This window comes from Microbulbifer sp. CAU 1566 (assembly GCF_023156515.1).
Lineage (GTDB): Bacteria > Pseudomonadota > Gammaproteobacteria > Pseudomonadales > Cellvibrionaceae > Microbulbifer.
In genome coordinates, this window is the sequence record NZ_JALNMG010000002.1 from 640,750 (window position 1) to 663,818 (window position 23,069).

The window sequence follows — 23,069 nt, forward strand, 5'->3', positions numbered from 1 at the left end:
CAACCTCGGATAACCATCAGGCTACCACAGGATCCCTCAAAACCAGTGTGCCCGCATCGCCATCCAGTTCGGCCATGGCACCCACCGGGACAACGGACTGATCTTCCACATGCCCGATCATCAATCCGCGCACCACCGGCACGCCCAACCCGGCACACCGCTCACGCAGGACATGTTCCATCGAAAAGGTATTCTCATTAATGTCCGCTTCGGTGAACTTGCCAAAGGCGATGCCTGCCACTTGCTGGAGCTTTCCGGCCAGCCACATCTGGGTAAGCATACGATCCACCCGGTAAGGCGCCTCGCCGACGTCTTCAAGAAACAGGATTTTTTCCCGGTAGTCCGGTTCGTAGGGAGTGCCGATCAAACTCGACATCAATGTCAGGTTGCCACCAATCAACCTCCCCTGCGCACGTCCACCGGCAAAACGGGTAATCCGGTTTTCCCGCTCCACACGCCCGGGAGCGCCTTCGAACGCGGGCGGCGCCCCCAGTGGCACCGGGGACTCACCGTGCATCAACACTTTGGAATATTCCCCGTAGGTGTAATCGGTGAAGTTCTGCGCGGCAATGGGACCATGGAAGGTTACAAGGCCACTGCGGTGGTAAATGGCATTCAACAGCGCCGTGATATCACTGTACCCCAGTAAAACCTTGGGGTTGCGACGGATATTTTCGTAATCCAGTAGCGGCAATATCCGCGGCGTCCCGTAGCCACCGCGCAGACAAAACACCGCATCCACTTCAGGATCGGCGAACATCGCATTGAGATCCTGCGCGCGCGCATCATCCGGCCCGGCAAGGTACTGGGTCCGCTGGTACAGGTGCTTTCCTTCTTTTACGCGGAAACCGAGAGACTTCACCACGTCAATCGCAAACCGGATATCTTCATCTTCCCAGGCATTGCTCGCGGGGGTTATCAGGCCTACGGTCATTCCCCGCTTTAAACGCCTCGGAAGCAATGGTGCTTGCTCGCCAATCGCACTGTACCCCTCAGCAGAAGGAGTAAGGCCGGAACCGACCTGCGCCGAAGCACTCGCGGCACCCAGCAGCGGAGCCGCCAGCATGGATTTGATTAACTTGCGCCGGTGCATAGTTTACTCCTGATCCGTAATAGAGGTTTTTGTTCCGCCAGCCGCTAAGTTGTCGCCAGCCACCAGATTGTTTTCACCCAGTTTTATAAATCGCAGGTCCTGGAAGTCGTAACTGAAGTCGGTACCACGAGATTTGGGCTGCATGCTGAGAAGAATATTGCCGGACGCATCGCGATCAGCGGTCATCCAGGCATCTGCATTCAAACTGCGATCATCCCAGTGCAGGGCCCAGACGCCCTCCCCCGCAGGCATCAGCGTACCTGCAAGCCGTGGTGACTTGAGCGCGTGCCAGCGCAAGTTCTGTTCGTCGCCATGAATCTGGATATCGCCAAACCAGGGGTCCCGGTAGCGCCCCACAAGCTCAGCCTGCGCTACCGCGGCAAAACCTGTTGGCGGTTCCAACTGCTCGGCCTCGACCGCCTCTTCCGGCGTGCCGTAAAGTGCCTGGAAGTAAGCCAGCCAATCCCGCTCGGGGGCGCCAAGGTAGGGTTTCAATAATCCATAGATCAATGCTTGCCGCGCAGCGCCGGCGCTGCGATTCATCAGCACCACCAACGCCAGGTCATCTTCCGGCACTACCGCCGCCCAGGCATACATTCCAGACAGGGAGCCGGTGTGATGGATTACCCGTTTGCCATGCATATCCTGAACACGCCAACCCAGGGCATAGGCATAAAAATGCCCTGCGTCCCGTTCCGCGCGCTGGGGCGAAAAGGGCATCAGGGTTTCCGGCTTCCACAATCGGTCCCGGGTTTCTTCGCTCAGTAGCGACACACCTTCTGGTGTTTTTCCGCCCCCCATCAGCGTGCGCAGCCAGGTCAACATATCGCCGGCGCTGCAGTGCATACCACCGGCAGCGGCGAGCACAATAGGATCCGGCCCCGCCAGATTTGGGGTATCCACCACCAGACCTGCATCCTCAAGTCGATGCGGGTCCGCAAGGTTTTCGCGCGCAGGCTCCGGTACCGGCCCGGCGTAGCAGTGCTGCAACCCCATATGTTCGAGCAGCCGAGCCTGTACAAAATCTTCGTAAGTCTGGCCGGATACCGCAGCAATCAGCTCGCCAGCAACGATATAAAGCAGATTGTCGTAGGCGTAATCGGCACGAAAACTACCGGTAACCGGAAGGTGCGCCAACCCGGCAATGACATCCGCGCGGGTATATTGGTTGGGTTGCGGCCACAACATCAGGTCTCCCGCGCCGGGCCCCAACCCAGAGCGATGGGTGAGCAAATCCACCACGCGAAATTCCCGGGTAACCCAGGGATCTGCCAGCCGGAACTGCGGTAAATAATCGACCACCTGCCCATCCCACTCCAGCTTGCCCTCTTCCACCAGCAACCCCAGTGCAGCGGTGGTGAATGCCTTGGAGGTGGATGCAAGCTTGAACAGCGTGTCCTGGTCGACCGGCCGAGGCCGCTCCACATTGGTAACACCGAAGCCACGCAGCAGAACCAGCTGCCCGCGGTGCCAGATGCCCACTGCAGCACCGGGCACCTGTTCCTCTTTCAGCACACGTTCGATATAGGCTTCCGCAGACTGGGCATTGGCAGACTCGGCACCCGGTACCGGGGAATCACAACCGGCCAGGGCCAGAGCAGCCATGGAACAGAGAGCGGCGATCATTGCACGCATAAATAGGGACTCCGCAATCGTTATTAAAATTCTCAACCGGACCTTTAGCGGGGTTGACGGGGTCGGCACATCAGAATAATTTATCAACCGCGGTTTTTTATGTAAATAATAAAATATTCCGATCGCCTTTCGGTACCCGATTAAGGTCATCGCATCTATCTAGATGGAGCTTCTATGCAAAGCGCGTACCTTCAACGATCCGCTCTTCCTATGGCAATTGCCGCCCTGACCCTGGTCGTCGCCTCACATACCGCAGCCGCCGTGCCCCTTTCGTCGGCCGTGCCCCTGACATCGAATACAGACACCACCGCGAAACAGGCCGAAGCCCTCCAAAATATCCAGGCACAGGTCGATCGCGGCGAATATCTTGCTGCCGAGGCGCGGATTCGCGCGCTGCTTGGGAATAAAAAAGTATCCAATAGGGAGCCTGTGCCGATGCAAGACACCCCTGAACAGCAAAGCCTGGCGTCTGCACTGGCTTTCGAGGTCGAACGCATGCGCCGCATCGAAATGGAGTTCAACCTCAAGCCACAAGACCTGCTGGCCTCCGTTCAGCGCTATATCCCCGATGCGACAGAGAGCGATATTGCACAGTGGGACAATGCGGGCCTGCTGGAATACAAAATCATCAATGATGAACGACGTTACTTTCGCAAGGCAGCCTACAACCTGGTGCATATTTCGGAAGCCGCGGCGGCGCGCAGCAACGACTACCGTCGGTTTACGGATAAGGCGCCGCTGTACCAGCTGCACCCGCATCACCAGGCCGTCATCGCAAGTGCTTCACCCCTGCGCCAGGCCATCGCCATTGATTACACCCTGACGGTCGATGCCGACGCAGTGCCCGCAGGAGAGACCATCCGCGCCTGGCTGCCCTTCCCCAAGGAAGTACCGGCACGCCAGGAAAATATCCTGCTGACCTACAGTGAGCCACACCGCTACGAACTAGCACCAGCCACTCACCCGCAACGCACCATTTATCTGGAAAAAACCGCCGAAAAAGGCAAGGCCACCGAGTTCAGCGTTCGCTACCGCTTCGACAGCCTGAGTAGTTACACCGCCATTGACGCCAATAAGGTAAGCACACTAAATACCAGCGCAGTTGAGCCTTACCTGGCTGAACGCCCCCCGCACATCCAGTTTACCCACCAAATGCGCAAGCTCTCGGAGCGTATTGTGGGCGATGAAACCAACCCCTACCGCATCGCGCAGAAGCTCTTTGCCTACGTGGATGAAATTCCCTGGGCCGGTGCCCGCGAATATTCCACCATCCGCAATATCAGCCAGTACGCGGCCGAAGCCGGCCATGCGGATTGCGGACAACAAACACTGCTGCTGATGACTCTGATGCGCATGAATGACATCCCCGCACGCTGGCAATCTGGTTGGGAGTTTTCTGCGGGAGACTTCGACACCATGCACGACTGGGGCGAATTTTACCTGGCGCCCTACGGCTGGATGCCAATGGACGTGACCCACGGTCTGCTGGATGGGAAAACCGAGCAGGAGCGCTGGTTCTATCTGGGAGGCATCGACAGCTACCGCTTGATCTTCAACAGCGATTACAGTCGCGAATTCAGCCCCGGCAAACAACACTTCCGCTCGGAGACCGTGGACTCCCAGCGTGGGGAAGTGGAGTGGCGCGGTGGCAACCTCTATTTCGACCAGTGGGATTACAAAATGCGCTGGAAGCTTGTGGAGTCAAACGATACGCCGCAAAGTCCCCGCTCCTGAGGAAATTGCGCCGGGACACTATCAGGCCCCGGCGCTGTTTGAGAACCAAGCCTGAGCGATCAACCCTTGGTCAAGAGACCGCTGATCAGGCCCTCGATGACATGCATCTGCGCAGAGCGGAACAACAGGCGCTGCCACGCCTCATCGTCTTCCGATGGCACAACATACAAACGAATATCAGAGTGGATGCTTGCGGCATTGTAGTTATAGCGGGTTAGGCTCAATACCTTCACCCCGTACTCCCGCGCGCGATTGGCAATATTGACCAGAGACTCTTCACCACCAAAATCGCACAGGATGCACAACAGATCGTCTTCCTGCAGCGACCCGGAAATACGTTCCTGCAGGGCGCCGCCCTCGTCATACACCGCCCAACAGCCCAACTCCAATAGCTGGTGCGTCAGGTAGCGCGCCACTGCAACTGAGCCTGGACAGGCCGACACCTGGATACAGCGCGCCGTGCGAATGGCATCCACTGCTGCCGAAAATTGCTCGGCCTCATTAATACTGACGGTATTTTCCAGCACTTCGAGTTTTTTCTGCCCGAGTACACTCAACGGGCTGTCGGCTCGTGCGAAAGGCCTCTGGGGCTCATCCCCCCTTCCCTGCACTTCGCCCGCATAGGATTCATAAACGGCCAGTTTAAGGCTGGGGTAACCCCGATAACCCAGCTTCTGTGAAAACTTCACCACACTGGACTGGCTGACACCCACAGCATCCGCCAACTGCGAAGAAGAGTAATCCCGGAGTAGCTGGGTATTTTCCAAAATGAAGTCGGCGAGCTTGCGCTCGTTCACCGACAACTGGTCGCGCATAGCGCGCATTTTCAATAGACAGGTCACTGGCTGCCGTCTCCCTCTGCGTTTTCGCCGGCATCATGCCAGCGGCTGCAGTCCCTCGATTCGTTCAATACCCAGTCCAGGCGTTTCATTGAGAATGATATCCGCATCTTTATAGGTCGCGCCACCAACAACCGGGTCGTATTGGCACAGGGATGGCACATCCAGGTCCAGTTTGGAAACAATCGGTGCTTTGGCAGCTGCGACATGCGCCGCAGCGGATACGCCGATGCTGGTTTCCAACATACAGCCAACCATACATTCGATATCGTAAAGCCCGGCCAGGTCAGCGATCTTCAGCGCATTGGAAATACCGCCGGTTTTCATCAGCTTGATATTGATGATTTCCGCCGCCTGGCGCTGGATCACATCAAGCACTTCGTGGGGGCCGAAAATACTCTCGTCTGCCATAATCGGCGTGTTCACTCGCTCGGAGATATACCGCATTCCCTCAAGATTGCCCGCCTTGACCGGCTGCTCTACCAGCTCCAGCAGCACACCCGCCTCCTCCAGACCGCGGATTGCCGCGACTGCCTGCTTGGGGCTCCAGCCCTGATTGGCGTCCAGCCGCAGTAATGCGCGGCCCTTGACCGCGGCATAGACCGCTTTGATGCGCTCGATATCCAGGCCGATATCCTTGCCGACCTTCAGCTTCAGGATTTCGAAACCGCGCTCTACTGCCCTTTCGGCATCCGCGACCATTTTGTCGATGTAATCGACACTGATGGTGATATCCGTGGTCAAGCTGCTCTCGCCACCACCCAGGATTTTATACAGTGGCGTTTTGTAACTCTGGGCGAACAGGTCGTAAAGCGCGATTTCCACGGCTGCCTTGGCGCTGGTGTTATTGATCATCGCGCTCTCGATCTGGCGTGTCAGACAATTGAGTTCGGCCACATCCCGCCCCAACAACAGCGGGGTATAAATTTTGCGAACCGCCTCGATCACCGAGCCGTGGGTATCCCCGGTAATCACCGCCGTTGCCGGCGCATTGCCATAGCCGATATGCCCGGTATCTGTCTCCAGCATCACGACGACATCCTCCACACACTCTACGGTACGCAGTGCAGTCTTGAACGGAGTAACCAGGGGCACCTGTAACATGCCCAGCTTTACGTCAACAATTTTCATGGCTGTACCCGTCAGATAATGGATTTGATGGCATAGATACCATCGATATAGCGCTTTTCACCATTGAGCTGCAACGGCATCAACGGTGTAACCGAAACACCAGACAGAGTGCCGCGGTAGTAACTTTCGTCCTGCGTGTAGTAGCTGAGCCCGGTCACATCGTGGATAACAAACGGCTCGCCATCTACCTCACCGATATACATCATGACATGCCCCGGGATATAGATAAGATCACCTACAGAGAGGGAGCTCAACGCCTTGACTCGCGCCTCGTGGTCATCGGGCGCAAATGTCTGTGTCGGCGCAAACGCGCTCTTACCCTGCTGACCGGAATTGCGCGGCATCAGGATACCAAACGACTTGTAAACCTCACCGACAAACCCGGTGCAGTCCCGACCGTTGTAGTCGTGCCCCCAACCATAGCGTTCCCCCAGGAATTTGAAGGCCTGGCGCAAGACCACCGAAGGCTTATAAGGCAGATGTCCAACACGAACGTCCTTACCGCGACCAATCAGTGTGGGCTCAAAGGCGAGCTTGCCATTCGCATCCCGTACTGGCAGTGACACGATATAGCTGGCGAAAGGATTTTGTCCGTGCACATTATGCCCCACTTGCGCCGCGCTCAGCAGCGGCAGTGAAACGCCCATATCCAGCACCACTTCCGAGGTACGCGCATCTTCGGGGTTAAAGTTGGTGCGTACCTGTGCACCGGAAACCGTCAGCCGCAGCGACTGCTGAGCCCAATCATGAATGGCCGCTCTATCACCGAGAGCAACAGCACTTTTGGGCACCCAGGCCGCGTAGTGATAATTCACCGCAAACCACCATTCACCATCGGCGCTTTCATGCAAAATTGCCAGTTGCTGCCCGGGAAATACGCCGGTCTCCTGGAAGCGATCCAGATCGGAATCACCAGTATTCTTGAGCACCCGGGTACGGGTAGGATAGCTGCGCATACTCGCCCGCTCGACCACCAGCCCCCAGCGCACTGTCACCTCTTCGGGTATCTCAACACGCTGCACGGTCGCTTCCAGCTGCGAGTAATCCGCTTCTTCCACTGCAGAGCCATCGACAAATACCCGCGGTGAGGAAGCCGGCATACTGACGGTATCGATCAGCGCAAGAACAGCGGCTTTGGGCATTACCTGAGGAAATTCATCCAGCCGGTGCAGGTAAGGATCGCCGGCAAGATTTACCGCATTGAACGCGTGAATTTCCTGAGCAGACATTCGCACACGATCGTCACTTAATCGCTGCTCCCAGAAATCTGGCTGCAACATCGCTTCCGTAACCTGCGGAACATCACTGACAAACTCCGGGGCTCCCGGCGTGGAGGCAGAGATATCGTCCGGGGCAACATTGGGCTTGCCTGAATCACCACAAGCAACCAGAACCAAAACCGCTGCGGATCCAATCAGACGAACAAAAGGTTGGTGCAATTTCATCAGGGTCTACCTCACCAGCGCATTTCTCGGGAAATTACCCGCTGCATGAAACATTTCAACACGGCGCACGATCAAAAAAGAATAAATTGTTCAAAACCATTTCTCTACCTGGAAAGTACCTAAAGAACCTAAACGAAGATCGGCTTACGTCACCTAAACTCAATCCAGCTCCACGATGACAAAAAAGCCCCGGCCTAGCCGGGGCAAGCTGTCATTCCACAGAGGAAGATCACGCAAGGATCTCTAAATTCTGAGTCTGAACTCAGAAATCAACACCAAAAGACAACTGCACGCGACGGGGATTGAAGAAGCTTCGCGCCTTTCCGAAATCTTCGTCGTCCACCCGCGGCTCGATGTTGTAGCCCGTCTGGCGGTCGAACAGGTTGAAAATGTCAGCGCGGAACTTCAAGGTATAGTCACTGAACACATCGAAGTTCTGGGTGTAGTTCAGGTCCATCTGCCAATGAGAACCACTGCGACGGCTACCCGCTGGCTCTGCATACCGCATGGTATCGGAACTGCGTCCATAGATGGAGCCATCCCACGCCTCCCAGGGCTGGCCGGACTGATAGGTAAAGAAGGCCCCAAGATTGGCTTTCCAGTCGAGGGTGTAATAGCCAAATACTTTCAGCTGGTGCGGTTTATCTCCGCGTAGCGTGCCGTCTTTCAAGTCCCAGGTGTACTGCCCGTAATCATCCGCATAGCTCGACGAACCGATAAACAGGCTGGCATCGTTGGTCAGGGACGTGTTGTCCTGGTCAAAGTTACCAGTGTACTCGCTGTAGACGTAAGAAGCGTTCAGGTAAGTACGATCACCGTACCACTCCCCTTCCAGGGCGAACTCCCAATAGCGGGTGTAGGCGTCATCCATCTCGGCAATCACATAGGAGGAACCACCGATACCGCCAACACCATCTTCGTTCACACCATAGCGGTACTGATCCAGGTCTGGAATATAGGGACCGAGGGCTTCGATATCCGCAGGCACACAATGCTCATTGATGCCGTCGCCGTCAAAGTCACCATAGCAACCCTCATCAGAGCGCGCCCAGTTCCAGGCATCTTCCCAGAAGTGCGAACCCTCGCGGTAGCGCAGGTGTGCACGGGTGCTGATACGCTCACCCCAACCCTTGGTGGTACCGATGGTTAATTCATCCAGGCGGCGGGGACTCATCCCGTCTTGGAACATCTTACCGGACGAACCACTGGCAGGCTCGTACCCCAGGTAGCTGCCATCGGCACCCCAGTTCACTTCCAGGGTGCGCGCCGAGTTTCGGTCCCAGGAGGCCGCGCGCGCGAGCGAGCTGGCCTGGGGATTGTACTGGGCGAAGTTGGCAAATACGGTGTCCTGACCGTTGTAGGCCCAGGTCACACCCAGGCGCGGCTGGATCATATCCTTCCAGTCGATCTTGTACATTTCGTACTTGTTCCCCGGCGCCACTTCAAAGCCAGAGTAATTCGCACTGTTTTCCTTGAGCCCCTGACCGTAATAGGTGTCCTCACTGATCAGGAAGCCGACATTGAAGGTGAAATCATTCCACTCGATGGAGTCGTTGATTTCAAAGTTATGCGCAACGGTATAGGACACGATCGACGGCACGGAGTTACCATCTTCATCCACAAAACTCATCTGCTCGGTGCGCGAGCGGAAGTAAACGGGATCGCCATCTTCCGTGGATTCCTCACCGCCGATATAGAGAATGGATCCCCAGCCGTTGGAACGTCGCGCAAAGTCTTCCTTGCCCTCGGACCACTGATAGCCAATATGCAGCTCGTGGCTGGTATCACCCACCTCGAAGTTGTGCTCTAACGCCATCTCGAAGCTGTCGCGATAGTAGTTTTCCTGGCTTTCCTGGAAATAACCACCAACACCGCCGCCACCAAAGCGCTGCCCGTTACTGACGTATCCGTATTGATCGATCAGCTCCTGTGCCAACACGTTGTCAAAATCAGCATTATCGGGATCGAGATTGGGAACAGTGAAATATCCCAGCTGGTTCAAGCTAGAAACATCTAGGGCTGCCTCATATTGTGGCAGTACATTCAGGTTATTGTCTGGAACAGTTCCCGATTCCAGCGCGTAGCTTCCGTACTGGAAGGTAAAGGTCGTGTTGTCGCTGATGATCCAGGACCCATCAAATGTGATGATATCCTGGCTCGCACTCTCACCACTGGAAACACTATTTTCCTCTTCCTCACCAATGGAAAGCCCCTCCCCTACCCGGTCAGAGGTCCGGTAACTGGCATTCAACAGGATATTTTCGGTAACGGCGTAGGTCAGCTTGCCAAAGTACTCATCGCGCTCACTGTGATAATCCTTGGTAGACCCGTAAGCGGTTTCTTTGTTTTCCCCGGTAACCGTTGGCCCGTAGTAAGAGCCATAAAAGAACAGGGTATCCTCAATCAGTGGGCCACTCACACTCGCGGTAAGCCAGGTCTCTTCCACATCTGACTTAATACCGTCGGCATCTTTTGCGCGGAGGTTGGGATCCTGAAAGCGGTATTCCAGACTGCCTTTGAGTTCATTGGTACCGGACTTGGACTTGGTATCGACGCTGACACCGCCCGCACGGTTAAACCCGACCGCCCTGGCACCACCACGCTCAATCGACACCTGCTCGATATCGTGGCTGGAAGGTTCCGCCGCAAGAGTACCGAACATGGGTAAGGTAATATTCACACCGTCAAAGGCATAGGTATTGTCCTGACCACTACCGCCGGCATTGGGGCCGCGAACGGAATCTGCCGTTACCTGCACACCGGGCAATAGTTTCAGCAATTCCCGATAGTCTTGCCCAACGGGCAATGCATTGATTACATCCGCCCCCAGCGCATTGGAAAGTGATGCACCACCGCCGACCAGCTCAACGCGCTCACCAACTACGGCCACCTCTTCCATCGCGCCCGCATCCGACTCCGGCACCATTACGATAGAAATATTGGAGCGCTGATCGAGCAGTACCCGGGTATTCACCGTGCGGGTTAGGCCGTCTTCCGTTGTCAGCGTCAGGGTATAGGTACCCGGGATCAATGCCGGCAGTCGAAATTCACCTTCTGAATCCGTTTCGATCGTGCGGCTTTTCGGCATTACCGGACTGCTGGCGGTAATGGTGACACCTGCCGCCGCGACCTTCTCGTCCAGGTAAACCCTACCTTCAATGCTCCCCGATTGCTGCGCCATTACCGACGCGGCAAACAGGGTTCCGGCCAAAAATACCGAAGATTTTGCCAAAGACTTCTTGACGCTTCCTTCAATCAACTCACTCAGCTTTGTCTTCTCGAACATTTAAGGCCTCCAAGGCAATTATTTTTAGTTTTCTCCGGATGGGTAACTTCAGATAAAACTGCCGTTCCTCTATCAGCGCTACTTGGTACTGTTATTTTTCTGCAAGATACTCGGCCTGCCGGGCAGACCAATAAAATATACCCAATCAACACCCGACAACGAATAAGATATTCCAACTCGATTCTGCAAGAAAAATTCGATCTATGCGATACGTAATCAATAAAAAATTCAGGGAAAATAAATTCAATAGACATTAAAGGGATTAATGACAGGTGCGTTGGTACCGCTAGCCTCCCTTCACCACTCTTTTCGCCCCACCAAAAAATTCAAGCACACCTATAGATCTGGAATAAATTATTTGTAAAATTCGGGAGGTAACCGTCACACCCTGGAACCCATCGACCATGAGGCCGGCAATGTCACACCCTCTCCGCCTGGCAACCTGCACCACAATCCTGGCGCTAGCGCTAGCTGGCATTACCGGCTGCGCCATGAACGATGGCGCCAATTACCACAAAAATTACAAAGAACGGCCCTACCAGCTCGAAGTCGTGCCATCGCAAAATGCGAGCGAACGCGTGCGCTTCCTGGTGCTGCACTTCACGGCTATCGATTTCGAAACCTCCCTACAGGTGCTGACCCAACCCAGCAGCTCCCCGGTCAGCGCCCACTATCTGGTGCCGGAAACGAACGACTCCAGCTACCCCTACGACGAGTTGCGCGTATTTCAATTAGTCGATGAACATCGTCGGGCATGGCACGCCGGCAGAAGCCAGTGGGAAGACCGCAGTCAATTGAACGACCACTCCATCGGCATTGAGATAGTGAACAAGAGCAATTGCCAGCCGCCACCGGAGTCCTCCCCCGGTGCCGAGCCAGACGCAATTTGTTTTTTCCCGGAATTCGACCCAAAGCAGATCGATCTTGTGATTGCGCTGGCAAGGGACATCCTCACCCGCTACCCCGATATCACGCCAACGCGCATCGTCGGGCACGGCGATATCATTCCCCACTTCAAAATTGACCCCGGCCCGAAATTTCCCTGGCAGAAATTGGCCGAGGCCGGCGTTGGCGCCTGGTATGAAGAAGAAGCAGTGCAGCGCCACCTGGCACTTCTGAACGGGAATACCAGCAGCGATCCGGAAAGTATCCGCCGGCGCTTTGCGCTATGGCTTGCGGATTACGGTTACGGGATAGACCCGGAAACGGCCAGCGACGAGGAAATCAGTCTTTATACGCGGGCCTTCCAATACCATTTCCGGCCGTGGAAAGCGGATGGTGAGGTGGACAATCAGACGCGGGCGATTTTACTGGCGCTGCTGGAGAAGTATTTTCCGCAGAAGTTGAGTGGGTATTTTGTCGAGGGTGGGGAAGGATTGGTGTCGAGTGAGTGAGTTTGTTTTGGGTTTGAGATGGCTAGGCAATACCTTGGATCGTTGTGATCCGAAATGAGCTGCAACTCAGAGGGAGGGATGGACTCAAAACACGCTAAGGCGTGCTTTGACCCTGCGGGCTCGGCTGCGCCTCGGTCTCAATTCGCTGCCGCGAGTTGATCGAACCGGAGAGTTCTCACCCGATCTCGGCGTCGTATAACGAAAAAGCCCGGCTGGAAGCCGGGCTTTTTCGTTATATGGCGGTGAGGGAGGGATTCGAACCCTCGATGGAAATGATTTTTACGCCACACCCATCAACCCCTTAAAAATCAACAACTTACAGTGATGAAAAATTGCTGTAATTGGTGAACGTGAAGCATTTTAGCGCCAAAATGTGAAGCAATCCAGCTCGCCAACTTGAGCTAATGACGCCCAGTCTCATACGCCACATACTTTTCGTCGCTACCCCTTGTCTTTGTCTTTGTCTTTGCCCTTGCCGCCTGCACTATCTTTAACCCACCTAACTGGAGGGGGCGGTGGCGGTGGTGGTGGTGAACTAGGTTTTCCTGTAGACACTTTGCCCTCCTTACCCTTTCGGTGGCCTTGGTTTACTCGGTTTAACGTCCTCTCTAATGAGCCTCTTCGGAGGCCGGGGCGGAGGTGTTGGTGTAGGTGCTTTTGGCTTTTCGCTCATTAATAATCCCTTTCAAATCATCTGAAAAATCAATTTCTAAAGTCCTACTTTCAAGCCTACCATCAATTTTTAGCGGCTCACTTCCATTCTTGAAGTTTATAGGAGCAGTAACTTTTACCTTATACTCTTTGTCCACAGTATTCTTATCAATACCTGACAAGGTAAAAACTAAAAACGCTACCGAAAGTGGAATAGCATTAACTATTAAATATGTGTTGCACTTGTGCAGAAAATACGACCTTTGATCATTCACCGACGTATTAGCAGATGAGCATTCACAGTAGTAGTCAAATAAATATTTATTGAAATACTTTTCAACCAACTGATCACAATCCTCACGGGAACCATAGGTCTCATACAGCTTTTTCCGATAATCCTCTGTCGTCACCGCAGACGGGATAAACTCATAAGTATGACCGTAAAATGCCCTTGAGAAATAGGACACACTTTTAAAGAAAAGAATCACACTGACAATTAACACCCCACCGAAAAAATAGTTCCACAAACTATCATTATCGAAAGAAATACCCTTAGCAAGAAAAGCATAGACACTTGTAATTGAAAGAATAATTGCCAAAGGTATTTGCAATCTAGCTGCTATCTTTTCCCTAGCCTCAACTTCATGAAAATATAATTTTTCATATAATTCAAAAATTTTTTCGTCCTTCATCCCTCTTCCAGCTCACAATTCCTACAATTTGCTACTAAACCGATACTTTACACTGGCTACGTATTTCGCCAATAGCTTTACCCGCCCCACGCAGTGTAAATTCAAAATATACGGGCTGCTGCCCATGCCACTGCAACTCTAGGAGTGCTTTATTTGCAGCAGCCATTTTTTTCAACACATCGGTATCATTTCGAAAATGCAGAAATTTCGCCCCCCACTTCTGCGTAAACACAGCTTCCTCGACCTCGTCATCCCACTTCAACCTAGTGCGAATCAAGTTATAACCGTCTTCAGTTTGTGTGTCGGATAGATTCGGAGCACCGCTAAATCCAATATAAGCCCACTCACTATCAATGTCGCAACCGACACCAAGCCATGCATTCACCCCTTGATAGGGAAAGGTCATCTGCTTTTTGGGGCCAATAGTTGGAGAACTCGCATAAGCCTGTAGCTCACCAGTCATTTCATCTTTTGAAGTGCTGGAGGCCCAAGATGGCAGTGGCGGGGATATTCTCACTTTGTCTTTTTTTGGCTCAGCAACCTTAGTGCCACCAGATGACGGTACTGCCATCCCATTAACGTTCGGCTTCCCTGAGCTCGCCGCACTTGCCGCGCTGTAATCGGTATACCCATCAAAAGACGAATACACAAACCCCACCACAACCAAAAGAGCAAACCAAGTAAATAGTGAAGTCTTCTTTGGGGCCTTAGCTCCACAGTTTGGGCAAATCTTAGCTTTCGTGCTTACACTGCCGCCACATTCAGTACATTTTTTCAGCGCCATTTTCACAAATGCCTTTTATTATTGACTGTTCAGCGAACCAACCCACTTGAAACCACCCTCAATGAGAACTGGATCACACCATTAGCGTGACCGATCATATCCAATTTTCCCCGCAATGCAAAATACGTGATTGGTTAACCCAAAAGTAAATTTTTATCCGAGGCAAAAGAGCCTGCTAAATCACCCCCGTCGGGATTTTTTCTAAGAAAACCCTGAGACCAATCCTCTACTCTACTTATTCCGACTCACCCCGAGGGGGTACGCTATACACTCCAAACGGCATTCATGTTCATCAACTGCGGCCACTGTCAAACAAATGAAAAGAGAATTGCTACCCATGGATACTTGATCATGAAGCAACTCGTAACACTCCCTGCCATCCTAAACTTGCGTATCATTTCATCCTCAGCTTGATTATTTCGGCACCACTTTGCCGTTGTCGTATACCCAGAAATACTGACCCGTATTCATATCCCACATCAGCCTTCGCGTTGATTCTTCCGTTTTCGCATGCCTTGCTCGAGCACGTGTACTTGCATCAACCGCCAGTAATCGCTGGGCCACCTTGTTGCTAACCGACTGTTTTAAGCTCTGCCGCTCCGTAGCGCCAAGCTCCTCGAAGTGCCCACTGATAGCCTGCGCTCCAACCGCTTCCAGGCGCGGGCCAAGCCACCGCACAAACGACAGTGATAGTTGACCATACGACTGTGTCTCGCCGCTGTACGCGTCCTTGTTGTGTCTGGGAAGGGGTTTCAGCCCCAGCAATCGCTTCACAAAGAAGATGCGTGTGAAGTCCTCACCGTAGAAGCTCCTAGGATTGGAGGTATACGCCCAGCTCAAGCCAACCAGTCTGATAGCGAGGCCCGCAGCAGTTTCAGAGCATTTGACGAGATGCTGTAGGTGGAAAGCCCAGAGCTCCTGTGGTTTGTAATCGCGCTTGTGGCGGTGCTCGCTGAACTTGTACCTACCAGCTCCGTGCATCTCATGGGTAAACCACTCGACGAGCTTTGAGATATCATTACGCTTGGCCCAGCGTTGGCCAGCAAGGAAAGACACACGGATATTCGCGTTGCTCTTCAGGCTGGGCTGCTTCCTTGTCGGGTGCCCGTGTCGTTTGTTGTGGGTATTGTGACGCTCACAGTAGCGGCTTCGCTGGACACCTTTAGAGTCTGATAGTCGTGCCTTCTGACAGCCTGGGGCCTCACAGCGCTTTATCGGTTCCATTACTGACCCTCTAGTTCTGCGAAGAAGTCACCTATGTCATCGCGGTTGTTCTCACCGATGGCTGCCGAGAAGCCAAAGCGCTTCATATAGCAGCTCTCCATGATTTCTCGCAGTGTGTGAGCGTGCTTTGTCGTGGTGATAAAGCTGTCGTGAACCGGCAGCAGGGGAATATCAGCCTCGTAAGCTGCGTCCAGTATGTCCATGGTCAACTGGCTCTCTGCGTAGAACAGCTCACCCCACCGGGCTTTGAAGAACTTGTCAGCAATGGCGCTATGGTGACCGCTGTACTCGCTGATTAACTGTTTCGCTTCTGTTCTCTCGACCTCCAAATGATGCACTAACGTCGTCAGCGCCTGCCTCTGGCTCTTGCAGTACAGTGCAATCACGGCGACTTTCTTCCACGTCGAGCGGGGGTGCCCCGGTATGTCGTAGCAGTCATTGGGCGCGTCAAGCCCGCAAAGGTGGTAGAGGATACGTGTTTGATGGCTGCTGTAGTCCAGCTCAACGGTGGGGACACCATCGACGGTGATAGTGCTTCGCTCGACTTTCCTGAGCTGCTGAGTCTTGCAGAAATACCTACCGCCAGCATTGAAGTTCTCCCTGAAGTCTCTATGACACTCCAGGTCAACTGACGGCAATGTAACCTGCACATCGGCATAGACCCACTCAGCGTTGCCTTCTTTGCCGCTCTGCTCCAAATCAACGGGTAAATAAACCCATGAGTGACCGGCTCTTGATTCGTTGGTTCGCTGTACTTGGGCTTTCAGCATTGCTGTGTTGTCGTCATCTTCAAACTCGATTGGTTTCTTTCTGTCAGACTTCAGGAGCAACAAGTTTTTCCCCTCTGAGAACGGCACACCGATAGCACCGCTCTGAGCTTGTTGTATCCACTCTCTACCGCTTTCTGTGAGCATCCATAGAGTTGTAAGGCCATTTTTAATAGTGCCCCTGTACTGCCTTAGAAAGCCACACTCAGCAATATTTTTCAGCACCTCACCAAATACACGGGCTTGGAACTCTCCTGTCCAGTGGTGCCTGTACTTTGCTTTGGTTGCTCCCGATGTTGCCTGAAGAAACCCGACGTTTTCATACGGGCCGCAACAGACCATCGCGAACACGGCACATTGAATCGCTTTCCTGCGCGGCGTCTTCCCTTTGTTGCCTATCTCCGCGTAAAGCTCCGAGTAAAGGTATTCGACAATCTCACTTGATAGCCCTACATCCGTTCTCGGTCGGAACGTGAATAAGTTTGGCTCAGCGTTAGGGCCGAGTGACCGACCGAACTCACGGCGCAGCTCCTTTGCCCAACTCTGGTTAGGGTCGATTCTCGGTGGCATGAAGGGGAGGTAAATCATAGGTAAATAAAGCTTGACATCCTATACGGGCACTATATGAACATACAGACAACTCTGAGACTCCCTGAGCCAGCAGCTGGGAGCTTCCTAGCCATCAATTGAGTATTGTTATCTGTGATAATCATCTATGAATTACAGTTCAGTTCCTCAGCCAGTAGAGGCATAGGTGTTAGCGAGTAGAGCATCTAGTCACAGCCCCAATCGTTTAATCAACCTGCTAACCGTCATCGACTGGAACTCACCACCACGGGTAGTAGTGAGACCACACTTATTCAGCTCACCGGCAATCTCTCGGGTAGTCATACCGGCAGCTACTAGCGGCTTAACGATCCCTCGTAGCTTCTCAGCGCGGCTGTCAGCCTGCTCTTTAGCTGCGTCATTGTTCTTAATCGTGTTTGGTCTAATCCCACCTAGCTTAACGCCTCGGGCCTTGGCAGCGGCTAGCGCTTGCTTGGTACGTTGACTAATGAACTGACGCTCTTGCTCAGCTAGTGCCGCATATAGATGGAGCTGGAAGTTATCCGCGTGAGGCATACAGGCCACTTTGAGATTGCAGCGTTTAATGATGCCAGCAATGTCTTCAACGTCCCGGCTTAGCCTGTCTAGCTTAGCGACCAACAAGACAGCCTTATGCTTCTTCGCCAATGCTATCGCCTTCTCTCTCTCCACCTTCACAGCGCCGGAGTCTTTACCAGTGATTACCTCAGTGAAGGTTTCTAGGACTTCATAAGGCTGACCGCTGTACTGGTCTAGGAAGATTTGAATATCTCGCTGTTGAGCTTCTAGGCCGAGACCAGAGGCGCCCTGGCGGCTGGTAGAGACTCGGAGATAAACGACGTACTTAATCACTGTTGCTACCCTGCTCTGTCGTGGTCAATGGAGGCATCAAATCACAACAAATCAACGACCGCAACAATAGACTACGTTGGTAGTGGGCGTTGCAACTGTTGGCTGGACAATGAATAGACAGAAAAAGAACTCACCCAACGATCACCTGTACGCCCCCTACAGCATCGCCACAACCCAAAGTCTCCAAACGGTCAGGTAGTTGCCACGGTCAGTCGATGGGGGTACGGGGGAAATGGGTAAAAGTTAGTCGGTCAATTTGGCCACAGAAATACGTAACGATTTTGAGCCGGGTTACGCTACCTCTTTCCGGGAGCAAGACTTACACCAAGGCAACTTCCCGCCCTCCCAGAATTTGCTGCTCCTGAACTCAAAGCAAGTTTTCTCTACGCCGCATACGGTACATACCAGCCATTCTCCATCATAAGATAAGGTCTCGCCGGTCTCCGAGTCATACAAAATACCATCGACCTCATGTGTTCCATTTAGCGGTTCGCTGTAATGAGCACCTAAAGGCAGACAAAGAGCGCAATCCAGTGGCATACGCTCTAGCCGTGAGGAGAGCACTGACAACGAAAGTCCAGCAGAATCAGCCCATTGAGTAGCGGTCTTGGTTTCATCGAACAGTGATAGCAGGCGATTGGCTCTCGTGTTGTTGGCTTGTTCTTTAGCAGTAGCCCACCGGCAGTTGTCGGGACTATAGCCCTTATCGTTGTCGACCCGATCTATGGAATACTCAGGGCTTGGCTTATCGCCCATGTCACGGCGAAACACCCAAAAGTCATGATGCCATTCTTTACAGACTGTAATACCGCGACCACCGTAGTTGTGGTAACTGGCATCTCCCGCATTCGTACATCGACTTATTATTGATCTCCAGGTCAAGTACAGTGAATGTTTGGTGGCGTCATTCCGAGCATTGCGGCACTGTTTAGGCAGCCGCCACGGCTCTTCCGGTAGCTCCTTGTACTTTAGGCGTGGCTTGCGTCTTGCCTTGCCTCGGGCTTTTTCACAGGCTTTACATGTGCATCTATAACGACCACCGCCATTACTGTGAAATTCAGTCAGCGGTTTGCGCTCTCTGCATTTAGTGCATTGCTTCATGGTGATTACTCGTTGGGAAGTTACTGACTCTCAACAGCGCCTCCTTGCGCCGGTCTCTATGCCTACTCGTCGTATGGCAAGGACTGCAACAGAAAAAGCTCCAAGCTCAAACCCCGCGCCGCCGGTTAAGCGGAACAACTCAACACAAACAATGCACGGTCGAACTCTTCGACTTTGATGTGCGGTTAGTTGTGATAGCGGCGCAGGGCTGGAAAAAAGTTAGCTGCTCTATGCGGCCTCTTCAGAGGCAAGGTACTCCATCCACGATTCATGTGCGCCACGGGCGTAGTCCGTCAGGAAGTCATCAAGACTCTCGCCAAGAGACTCAGCGAACTCAGTGACAACATTCAATGCTTCACAAGGGAGGCTTTTAACAAATGGCAGAAACGTTTCTGGCCGCTCTGGCGTATCCCAGCACTCACAATAGTTGTCTAGCGCAGCCTCAGCGCCTTTCTTTAGGGCATCTCGGTACACAACTGTGGCTTTCAGGGAGTCACGTAGATCACAGAACTTAGTCAGCGGACAGTGTTCCTTGTACCACTCAGCTTCAGCTTCAGCGTCGTAAGCGGTGCAGGTGTTTGTTAGGCTAGCTTCGTTGGTCATTGGTAGTTCTCAATCAAATTGCGGATACAGGCAAACATCGCAGCCACACAAAGGCGGCCACTGGTCAGGCAGTGTTGGTCTATGGGTTTAGTTGGCGGATGTGATCGAGTGGTAATCTTCAAGCAGTCGCTCAGTGCTTATACTCAGCCACTCAGGGACAGCAAGCCCTTCACTGAGGCTCTTCGCCGCCGCCAGCAGCCCGAGGGCATCGGGTTCGTTTGCGTCCTTCTGTATGGCCCTTCTGTGGTCTTCTGAATGTAGGTCTTCAGGCAGAGACAGCGCTTCATGGAGAAGCATCAAGTCAGTGTCGGACAGGAACTGGGAAGGAATGGAAATAGTCATAGTTAAACCCCTTGTAGTGTTGTAGGTCACTCTGCGTCGAGTGGCGCGCAAATCTACACGAAGTTTAATGTGATTAAAAATTCACCAGCGAGACTAAGTCACTTGTGCAAGTTGTTGACTTGGGGTTCTCGGTGCGAGCTTCGAGTATTACCATGTCGGCTCTACGCAATAACTAGAAAAAACTATGTACATCGTCACTTTAGATTGGGCGGAGATTCTTAAGAACTTACTGCCGGTATTCACTCTCATTATTGGCTCAGTGACTACTTATCTCATTCAGAGGCAAAAACGAAATAGAGAAGACACAACACGCTTTCATGTGCATCGTCTGGAGAAATATTCGGACTTCATGCACTCAGCGATAAAGTCGAGCATGGCAATGCATCAGGGCACGATAGACTTCGCAGCCTTTGATAAAGTGGGACACGGCATTGCCATTATTACACTCATCGGGAACCCGACTACGAAAGAAAGAGCCTCGGCCTTCGCCAAGGTTTACTCAAAGATTTTCAACCTGGTTCAGAGCGGCTCAGAAATACCGACGAACCTAACCACGGAATACTCTGAAACAATGGCGAATCTAAGCACTAGCCTACGAACTGAACTACAGCAGTAACCCGGTCATTGTCGGCGTTTCCTCAATCCCCTACATCTCAGCGGCTAACTGTTCGATCTTCAGGCCATCCGAATACAGACCCGCAAGTCAGCAATCCGTCTTCACATCCAACTATCTGCTTGGCCGTGGAGATGGGAACGCCCCTCTCTTACAATGCCGTGGCTAGGAACTTCCTGAAGCCGTGAATGACCTTCCGCCCCTTGTCATCGCTCCAGACACCCCACACTACTTCAGGTTACTAATCTAGGCAGAAGCCCTCCAATCGGCATTCCCGGTCTACCACTTCCTGATCACGGAACAGACTATCTTTTAGAGCGCCATTAGCAATCCGGCAACTGTCGCTGCATATCTTGGTCGATGCGAAACGCTCACCCTTGATAGTCCCTCTGGGCAACTCTTTGTCAGCTCTGTAATCAAGGTACCCAAACGCCGCTGTTGATGGCTGTAAAAGCTGCGAACCGTAGTGTCACACTCGCGAAGCTGATCATAGAACACGCTCCAATCTGGGAAAACTCAACGCCCCTCAGATAGTTTGTCGTGTATTTACAAGTAGAGCACCCAGCTCACTGTTTGATTTTCAGCTCGCTGTAGTGGCTTACAGGAATTTGTACGCGGTCAATCTGCTGAATGACATTATTGGCCGTGTCGATACCGATTCCACCATAACCACGCCCAACAGAGGACCCCTGATGGCCTGTGATCGAATCATGAATATCTTCAGCCACATTGAGGCGGCGACACGCTGTCTTGAAGGTATGACGGAATGCATGAACGGGTTGAATGCCTTCAGCTATCCCAAGCGCCTTGAACTGAGCGCCAAGCATTCTGCTGAGACCTGCTGACAAGGTGCCGTCAGTATTTGGCCGCAGCATCGGGAATACTCGATGGTTGGTGTCAGTCTTGCGCTTCTTGTGCTGCCGCCTCCCCTCTTCCACATAGTCAAGGAAGCCGAGGTCAATCAGGTGCTGATGGATAGGCACAAGGCGAGGCTCACCGTTCTTAGTGCGCTTGTCGTCAGCATTCGGGTTAATGTCGATACACCAAATACCTTCCTCCTGCTTTACATCGGACAAGTGAAGCTGCGCGACTTCATTCAGCCGTGCCCCGGTGTAGTAGCAGATAAGAGGAACCCAGAACAGCGATAACCCATAATCGGTGTCGATCTTGCGTACTGGCTCGAACCTATACAGGAAAAGATTAGAACTAAAGACTCTCTTAAGGTCAGCATCAGAGTAGCCAGTCTTCTTGGGTGACGACTTCGCAGCCTTACGAGCTACCCGCTTCAATGAACCCGTGAATGGGTTCTCTTCGATGTAGTGATGGTCGACGGCCACGGAGAACAATGACTGGAACAACCGAACATCCTTCTTGACCGTGTTCGATGCCACTCGCTTTTCGTCGTTCTTTTCCGCCCATGCAATCTGATCTTCGAGGGAGAGCGCCTTAATGTCTCTGCGCTTGGTAACGGGCCGGAGAATGAGCCTGTTAACAAATGTAGAGGCTTGCTGCTTAGTGACCTGCTGAACAGGTATGTCACCGCCGACATGACCGACGAACCAGCGAATTACCTGATCGATGTCTCTAAATCGCTTCAACAGCGCTGGCTTCTGACTAGGAGTCGCCTGGACAAGCTCTGTGGCCTTGTACTCTTGGTACAGTGCGCTGATCGATATGGAGTTATCGACGAGAGCGCGGCCAGCTTCTGTCAGGTTTGACTCAGTTAGCGTTGTGCCAACGGCACGGCCCCATTGGTCGCCACCACGAAAGATCAGCGCATCTGTGAGCATGCCCCATTTATTTAACAACGCCTTGCTGACGCCGTCGAATGCTTTGCTCTTAGGGGATATCGCAATGCTTCGAGCGTGGAAGAAGTCCAACAACAGGCCATCAGCCGCCTTCTTACTAGCCTTGAAGTCTGGTGTTAGTCGATGAAGGTAATTGATGTAGTCGACAATGTTGTCAGCCTCTTCCATCAGCTCCACCTGATACCGAATACACATCTCGGCCAACGTGAAGTGATCGACAGGCTTGAGCTTGAGAGAGTCGTTGCGCTTGGGCGCGAGTTTCAGCTTGGCCTCAGTGACCAATTTATCTAACTCGGCACGAACAGCAGCCGCACGAGCCGCAGCCTCAGCCTTATTCTTAGTCTTTAGAGATCGCTCGAAGTACTTCTTGCCGATGACGTCTTGTACATCGACAGGAACACGCTCACGGATATACCAGTAACCGTTGCTCTTCTGAAACATGCTGAGAATAATATAGCGCGACACGGCCATTGCCTCGTATGTGAAGCAA

At 53.0% G+C, this 23,069-nt stretch carries 17 protein-coding genes; 3 read left to right on the top strand and 14 right to left on the bottom strand.

All coding sequences use genetic code 11. The features are described from left to right. Positions 1–16: 16 nt before the first annotated feature. Entirely contained in the window at positions 17–1,093 is a 1,077-nt protein-coding gene (locus M0G74_RS07920; protein ID WP_248215987.1) for an LD-carboxypeptidase, read from the bottom strand. 3 nt (positions 1,094–1,096) lie between these two features. Continuing rightward, entirely contained in the window at positions 1,097–2,728 is a 1,632-nt protein-coding gene (locus M0G74_RS07925) for a serine hydrolase (protein ID WP_248215988.1), read from the bottom strand. Positions 2,729–2,938: 210 nt separating this feature from the next. On the opposite strand from M0G74_RS07925, the gene M0G74_RS07930 reads away from it, so the two are divergent. Then, positions 2,939–4,462: a transglutaminase domain-containing protein gene (locus tag M0G74_RS07930; RefSeq protein WP_248215990.1), complete on the top strand. Its 1,524-nt coding sequence runs from the start codon at positions 2,939–2,941 to the stop codon at positions 4,460–4,462. Positions 4,463–4,521: 59 nt separating this feature from the next. Here M0G74_RS07930 and M0G74_RS07935 read toward each other — a convergent pair whose 3' ends face one another. The 4 genes from M0G74_RS07935 to M0G74_RS07950 form a co-directional block, all read right to left on the bottom strand. Then, a complete protein-coding gene (locus M0G74_RS07935; RefSeq protein ID WP_248215992.1) occupies positions 4,522–5,304 on the bottom strand; it encodes a MurR/RpiR family transcriptional regulator in 783 nt (260 codons plus the stop codon). A gap of 33 nt (positions 5,305–5,337) precedes the next feature. Further along, positions 5,338–6,432, bottom strand: a complete 1,095-nt coding sequence (locus tag M0G74_RS07940; protein WP_160153191.1) for a dipeptide epimerase — start codon at positions 6,430–6,432, stop codon at positions 5,338–5,340. Positions 6,433–6,443: 11 nt separating this feature from the next. Continuing rightward, complete coding sequence (locus M0G74_RS07945) at positions 6,444–7,877, bottom strand: NlpC/P60 family protein (RefSeq protein WP_248215994.1); 1,434 nt, start codon at positions 7,875–7,877, stop codon at positions 6,444–6,446. A 262-nt stretch (positions 7,878–8,139) separates the two neighbouring features. After that, on the bottom strand, positions 8,140–11,163 hold the full coding sequence (locus tag M0G74_RS07950) for a TonB-dependent receptor (protein ID WP_248215995.1): 3,024 nt from the start codon (positions 11,161–11,163) through the stop codon (positions 8,140–8,142). Positions 11,164–11,579: 416 nt separating this feature from the next. Here M0G74_RS07950 and M0G74_RS07955 point away from each other — a divergent pair, with 416 nt between their 5' ends. Then, entirely contained in the window at positions 11,580–12,557 is a 978-nt protein-coding gene (locus tag M0G74_RS07955; RefSeq protein ID WP_248215996.1) for an N-acetylmuramoyl-L-alanine amidase, read from the top strand. Positions 12,558–13,165: 608 nt separating this feature from the next. Here M0G74_RS07955 and M0G74_RS07960 read toward each other — a convergent pair. The 7 genes from M0G74_RS07960 to M0G74_RS07990 form a co-directional block, all read right to left on the bottom strand. Continuing rightward, positions 13,166–13,900, bottom strand: coding sequence for a hypothetical protein (locus M0G74_RS07960; protein WP_248215998.1), 735 nt, complete (start codon positions 13,898–13,900; stop codon positions 13,166–13,168). 34 nt (positions 13,901–13,934) lie between these two features. Further along, a complete protein-coding gene (locus M0G74_RS07965; RefSeq protein WP_248215999.1) occupies positions 13,935–14,690 on the bottom strand; it encodes a hypothetical protein in 756 nt (251 codons plus the stop codon). 408 nt (positions 14,691–15,098) lie between these two features. Continuing rightward, positions 15,099–15,740, bottom strand: coding sequence for a hypothetical protein (locus M0G74_RS07970; protein ID WP_248216002.1), 642 nt, complete (start codon positions 15,738–15,740; stop codon positions 15,099–15,101). A 167-nt stretch (positions 15,741–15,907) separates the two neighbouring features. Next, positions 15,908–17,263: a hypothetical protein gene (locus M0G74_RS07975; protein WP_248216003.1), complete on the bottom strand. Its 1,356-nt coding sequence runs from the start codon at positions 17,261–17,263 to the stop codon at positions 15,908–15,910. Positions 17,264–17,452: 189 nt separating this feature from the next. After that, positions 17,453–18,112: a recombinase family protein gene (locus tag M0G74_RS07980; protein ID WP_248216004.1), complete on the bottom strand. Its 660-nt coding sequence runs from the start codon at positions 18,110–18,112 to the stop codon at positions 17,453–17,455. A gap of 1,329 nt (positions 18,113–19,441) precedes the next feature. Further along, positions 19,442–19,816, bottom strand: coding sequence for a hypothetical protein (locus M0G74_RS07985; protein ID WP_248216006.1), 375 nt, complete (start codon positions 19,814–19,816; stop codon positions 19,442–19,444). Positions 19,817–19,903: 87 nt separating this feature from the next. Next, complete coding sequence (locus M0G74_RS07990; RefSeq protein ID WP_248216012.1) at positions 19,904–20,158, bottom strand: hypothetical protein; 255 nt, start codon at positions 20,156–20,158, stop codon at positions 19,904–19,906. A gap of 184 nt (positions 20,159–20,342) precedes the next feature. On the opposite strand from M0G74_RS07990, the gene M0G74_RS07995 reads away from it, so the two are divergent. Then, complete coding sequence (locus M0G74_RS07995; RefSeq protein ID WP_248216013.1) at positions 20,343–20,774, top strand: hypothetical protein; 432 nt, start codon at positions 20,343–20,345, stop codon at positions 20,772–20,774. A 563-nt stretch (positions 20,775–21,337) separates the two neighbouring features. On the opposite strand, the gene M0G74_RS08000 is transcribed toward M0G74_RS07995, so the two are convergent. After that, the gene (locus tag M0G74_RS08000; RefSeq protein WP_248216014.1) at positions 21,338–23,044 is read right to left on the bottom strand and encodes a site-specific integrase; all 1,707 of its coding nucleotides are present in this window, start codon (positions 23,042–23,044) and stop codon (positions 21,338–21,340) included. Positions 23,045–23,069 lie beyond the last annotated feature (25 nt).

Bases quoted from the DNA above. Each gene is read 5' to 3' on its own strand.
- M0G74_RS07960 (WP_248215998.1), bottom strand. From the start codon at position 13,900: ATGAAGGACGAAAAAATTTTTGAATTATATGAAAAATTATATTTTCAT.
- M0G74_RS07925 (WP_248215988.1), bottom strand. From the start codon at position 2,728: ATGCGTGCAATGATCGCCGCTCTCTGTTCCATGGCTGCTCTGGCCCTG.
- M0G74_RS07930 (WP_248215990.1), top strand. From the start codon at position 2,939: ATGGCAATTGCCGCCCTGACCCTGGTCGTCGCCTCACATACCGCAGCC.
- M0G74_RS07945 (WP_248215994.1), bottom strand. From the start codon at position 7,877: ATGAAATTGCACCAACCTTTTGTTCGTCTGATTGGATCCGCAGCGGTT.
- M0G74_RS07995 (WP_248216013.1), top strand. From the start codon at position 20,343: ATGTACATCGTCACTTTAGATTGGGCGGAGATTCTTAAGAACTTACTG.
- M0G74_RS07955 (WP_248215996.1), top strand. From the start codon at position 11,580: ATGTCACACCCTCTCCGCCTGGCAACCTGCACCACAATCCTGGCGCTA.
- M0G74_RS07990 (WP_248216012.1), bottom strand. From the start codon at position 20,158: ATGACTATTTCCATTCCTTCCCAGTTCCTGTCCGACACTGACTTGATG.
- M0G74_RS07920 (WP_248215987.1), bottom strand. From the start codon at position 1,093: ATGCACCGGCGCAAGTTAATCAAATCCATGCTGGCGGCTCCGCTGCTG.
- M0G74_RS07950 (WP_248215995.1), bottom strand. From the start codon at position 11,163: ATGTTCGAGAAGACAAAGCTGAGTGAGTTGATTGAAGGAAGCGTCAAG.
- M0G74_RS07975 (WP_248216003.1), bottom strand. From the start codon at position 17,263: ATGATTTACCTCCCCTTCATGCCACCGAGAATCGACCCTAACCAGAGT.
- M0G74_RS07985 (WP_248216006.1), bottom strand. From the start codon at position 19,816: ATGACCAACGAAGCTAGCCTAACAAACACCTGCACCGCTTACGACGCT.
- M0G74_RS07940 (WP_160153191.1), bottom strand. From the start codon at position 6,432: ATGAAAATTGTTGACGTAAAGCTGGGCATGTTACAGGTGCCCCTGGTT.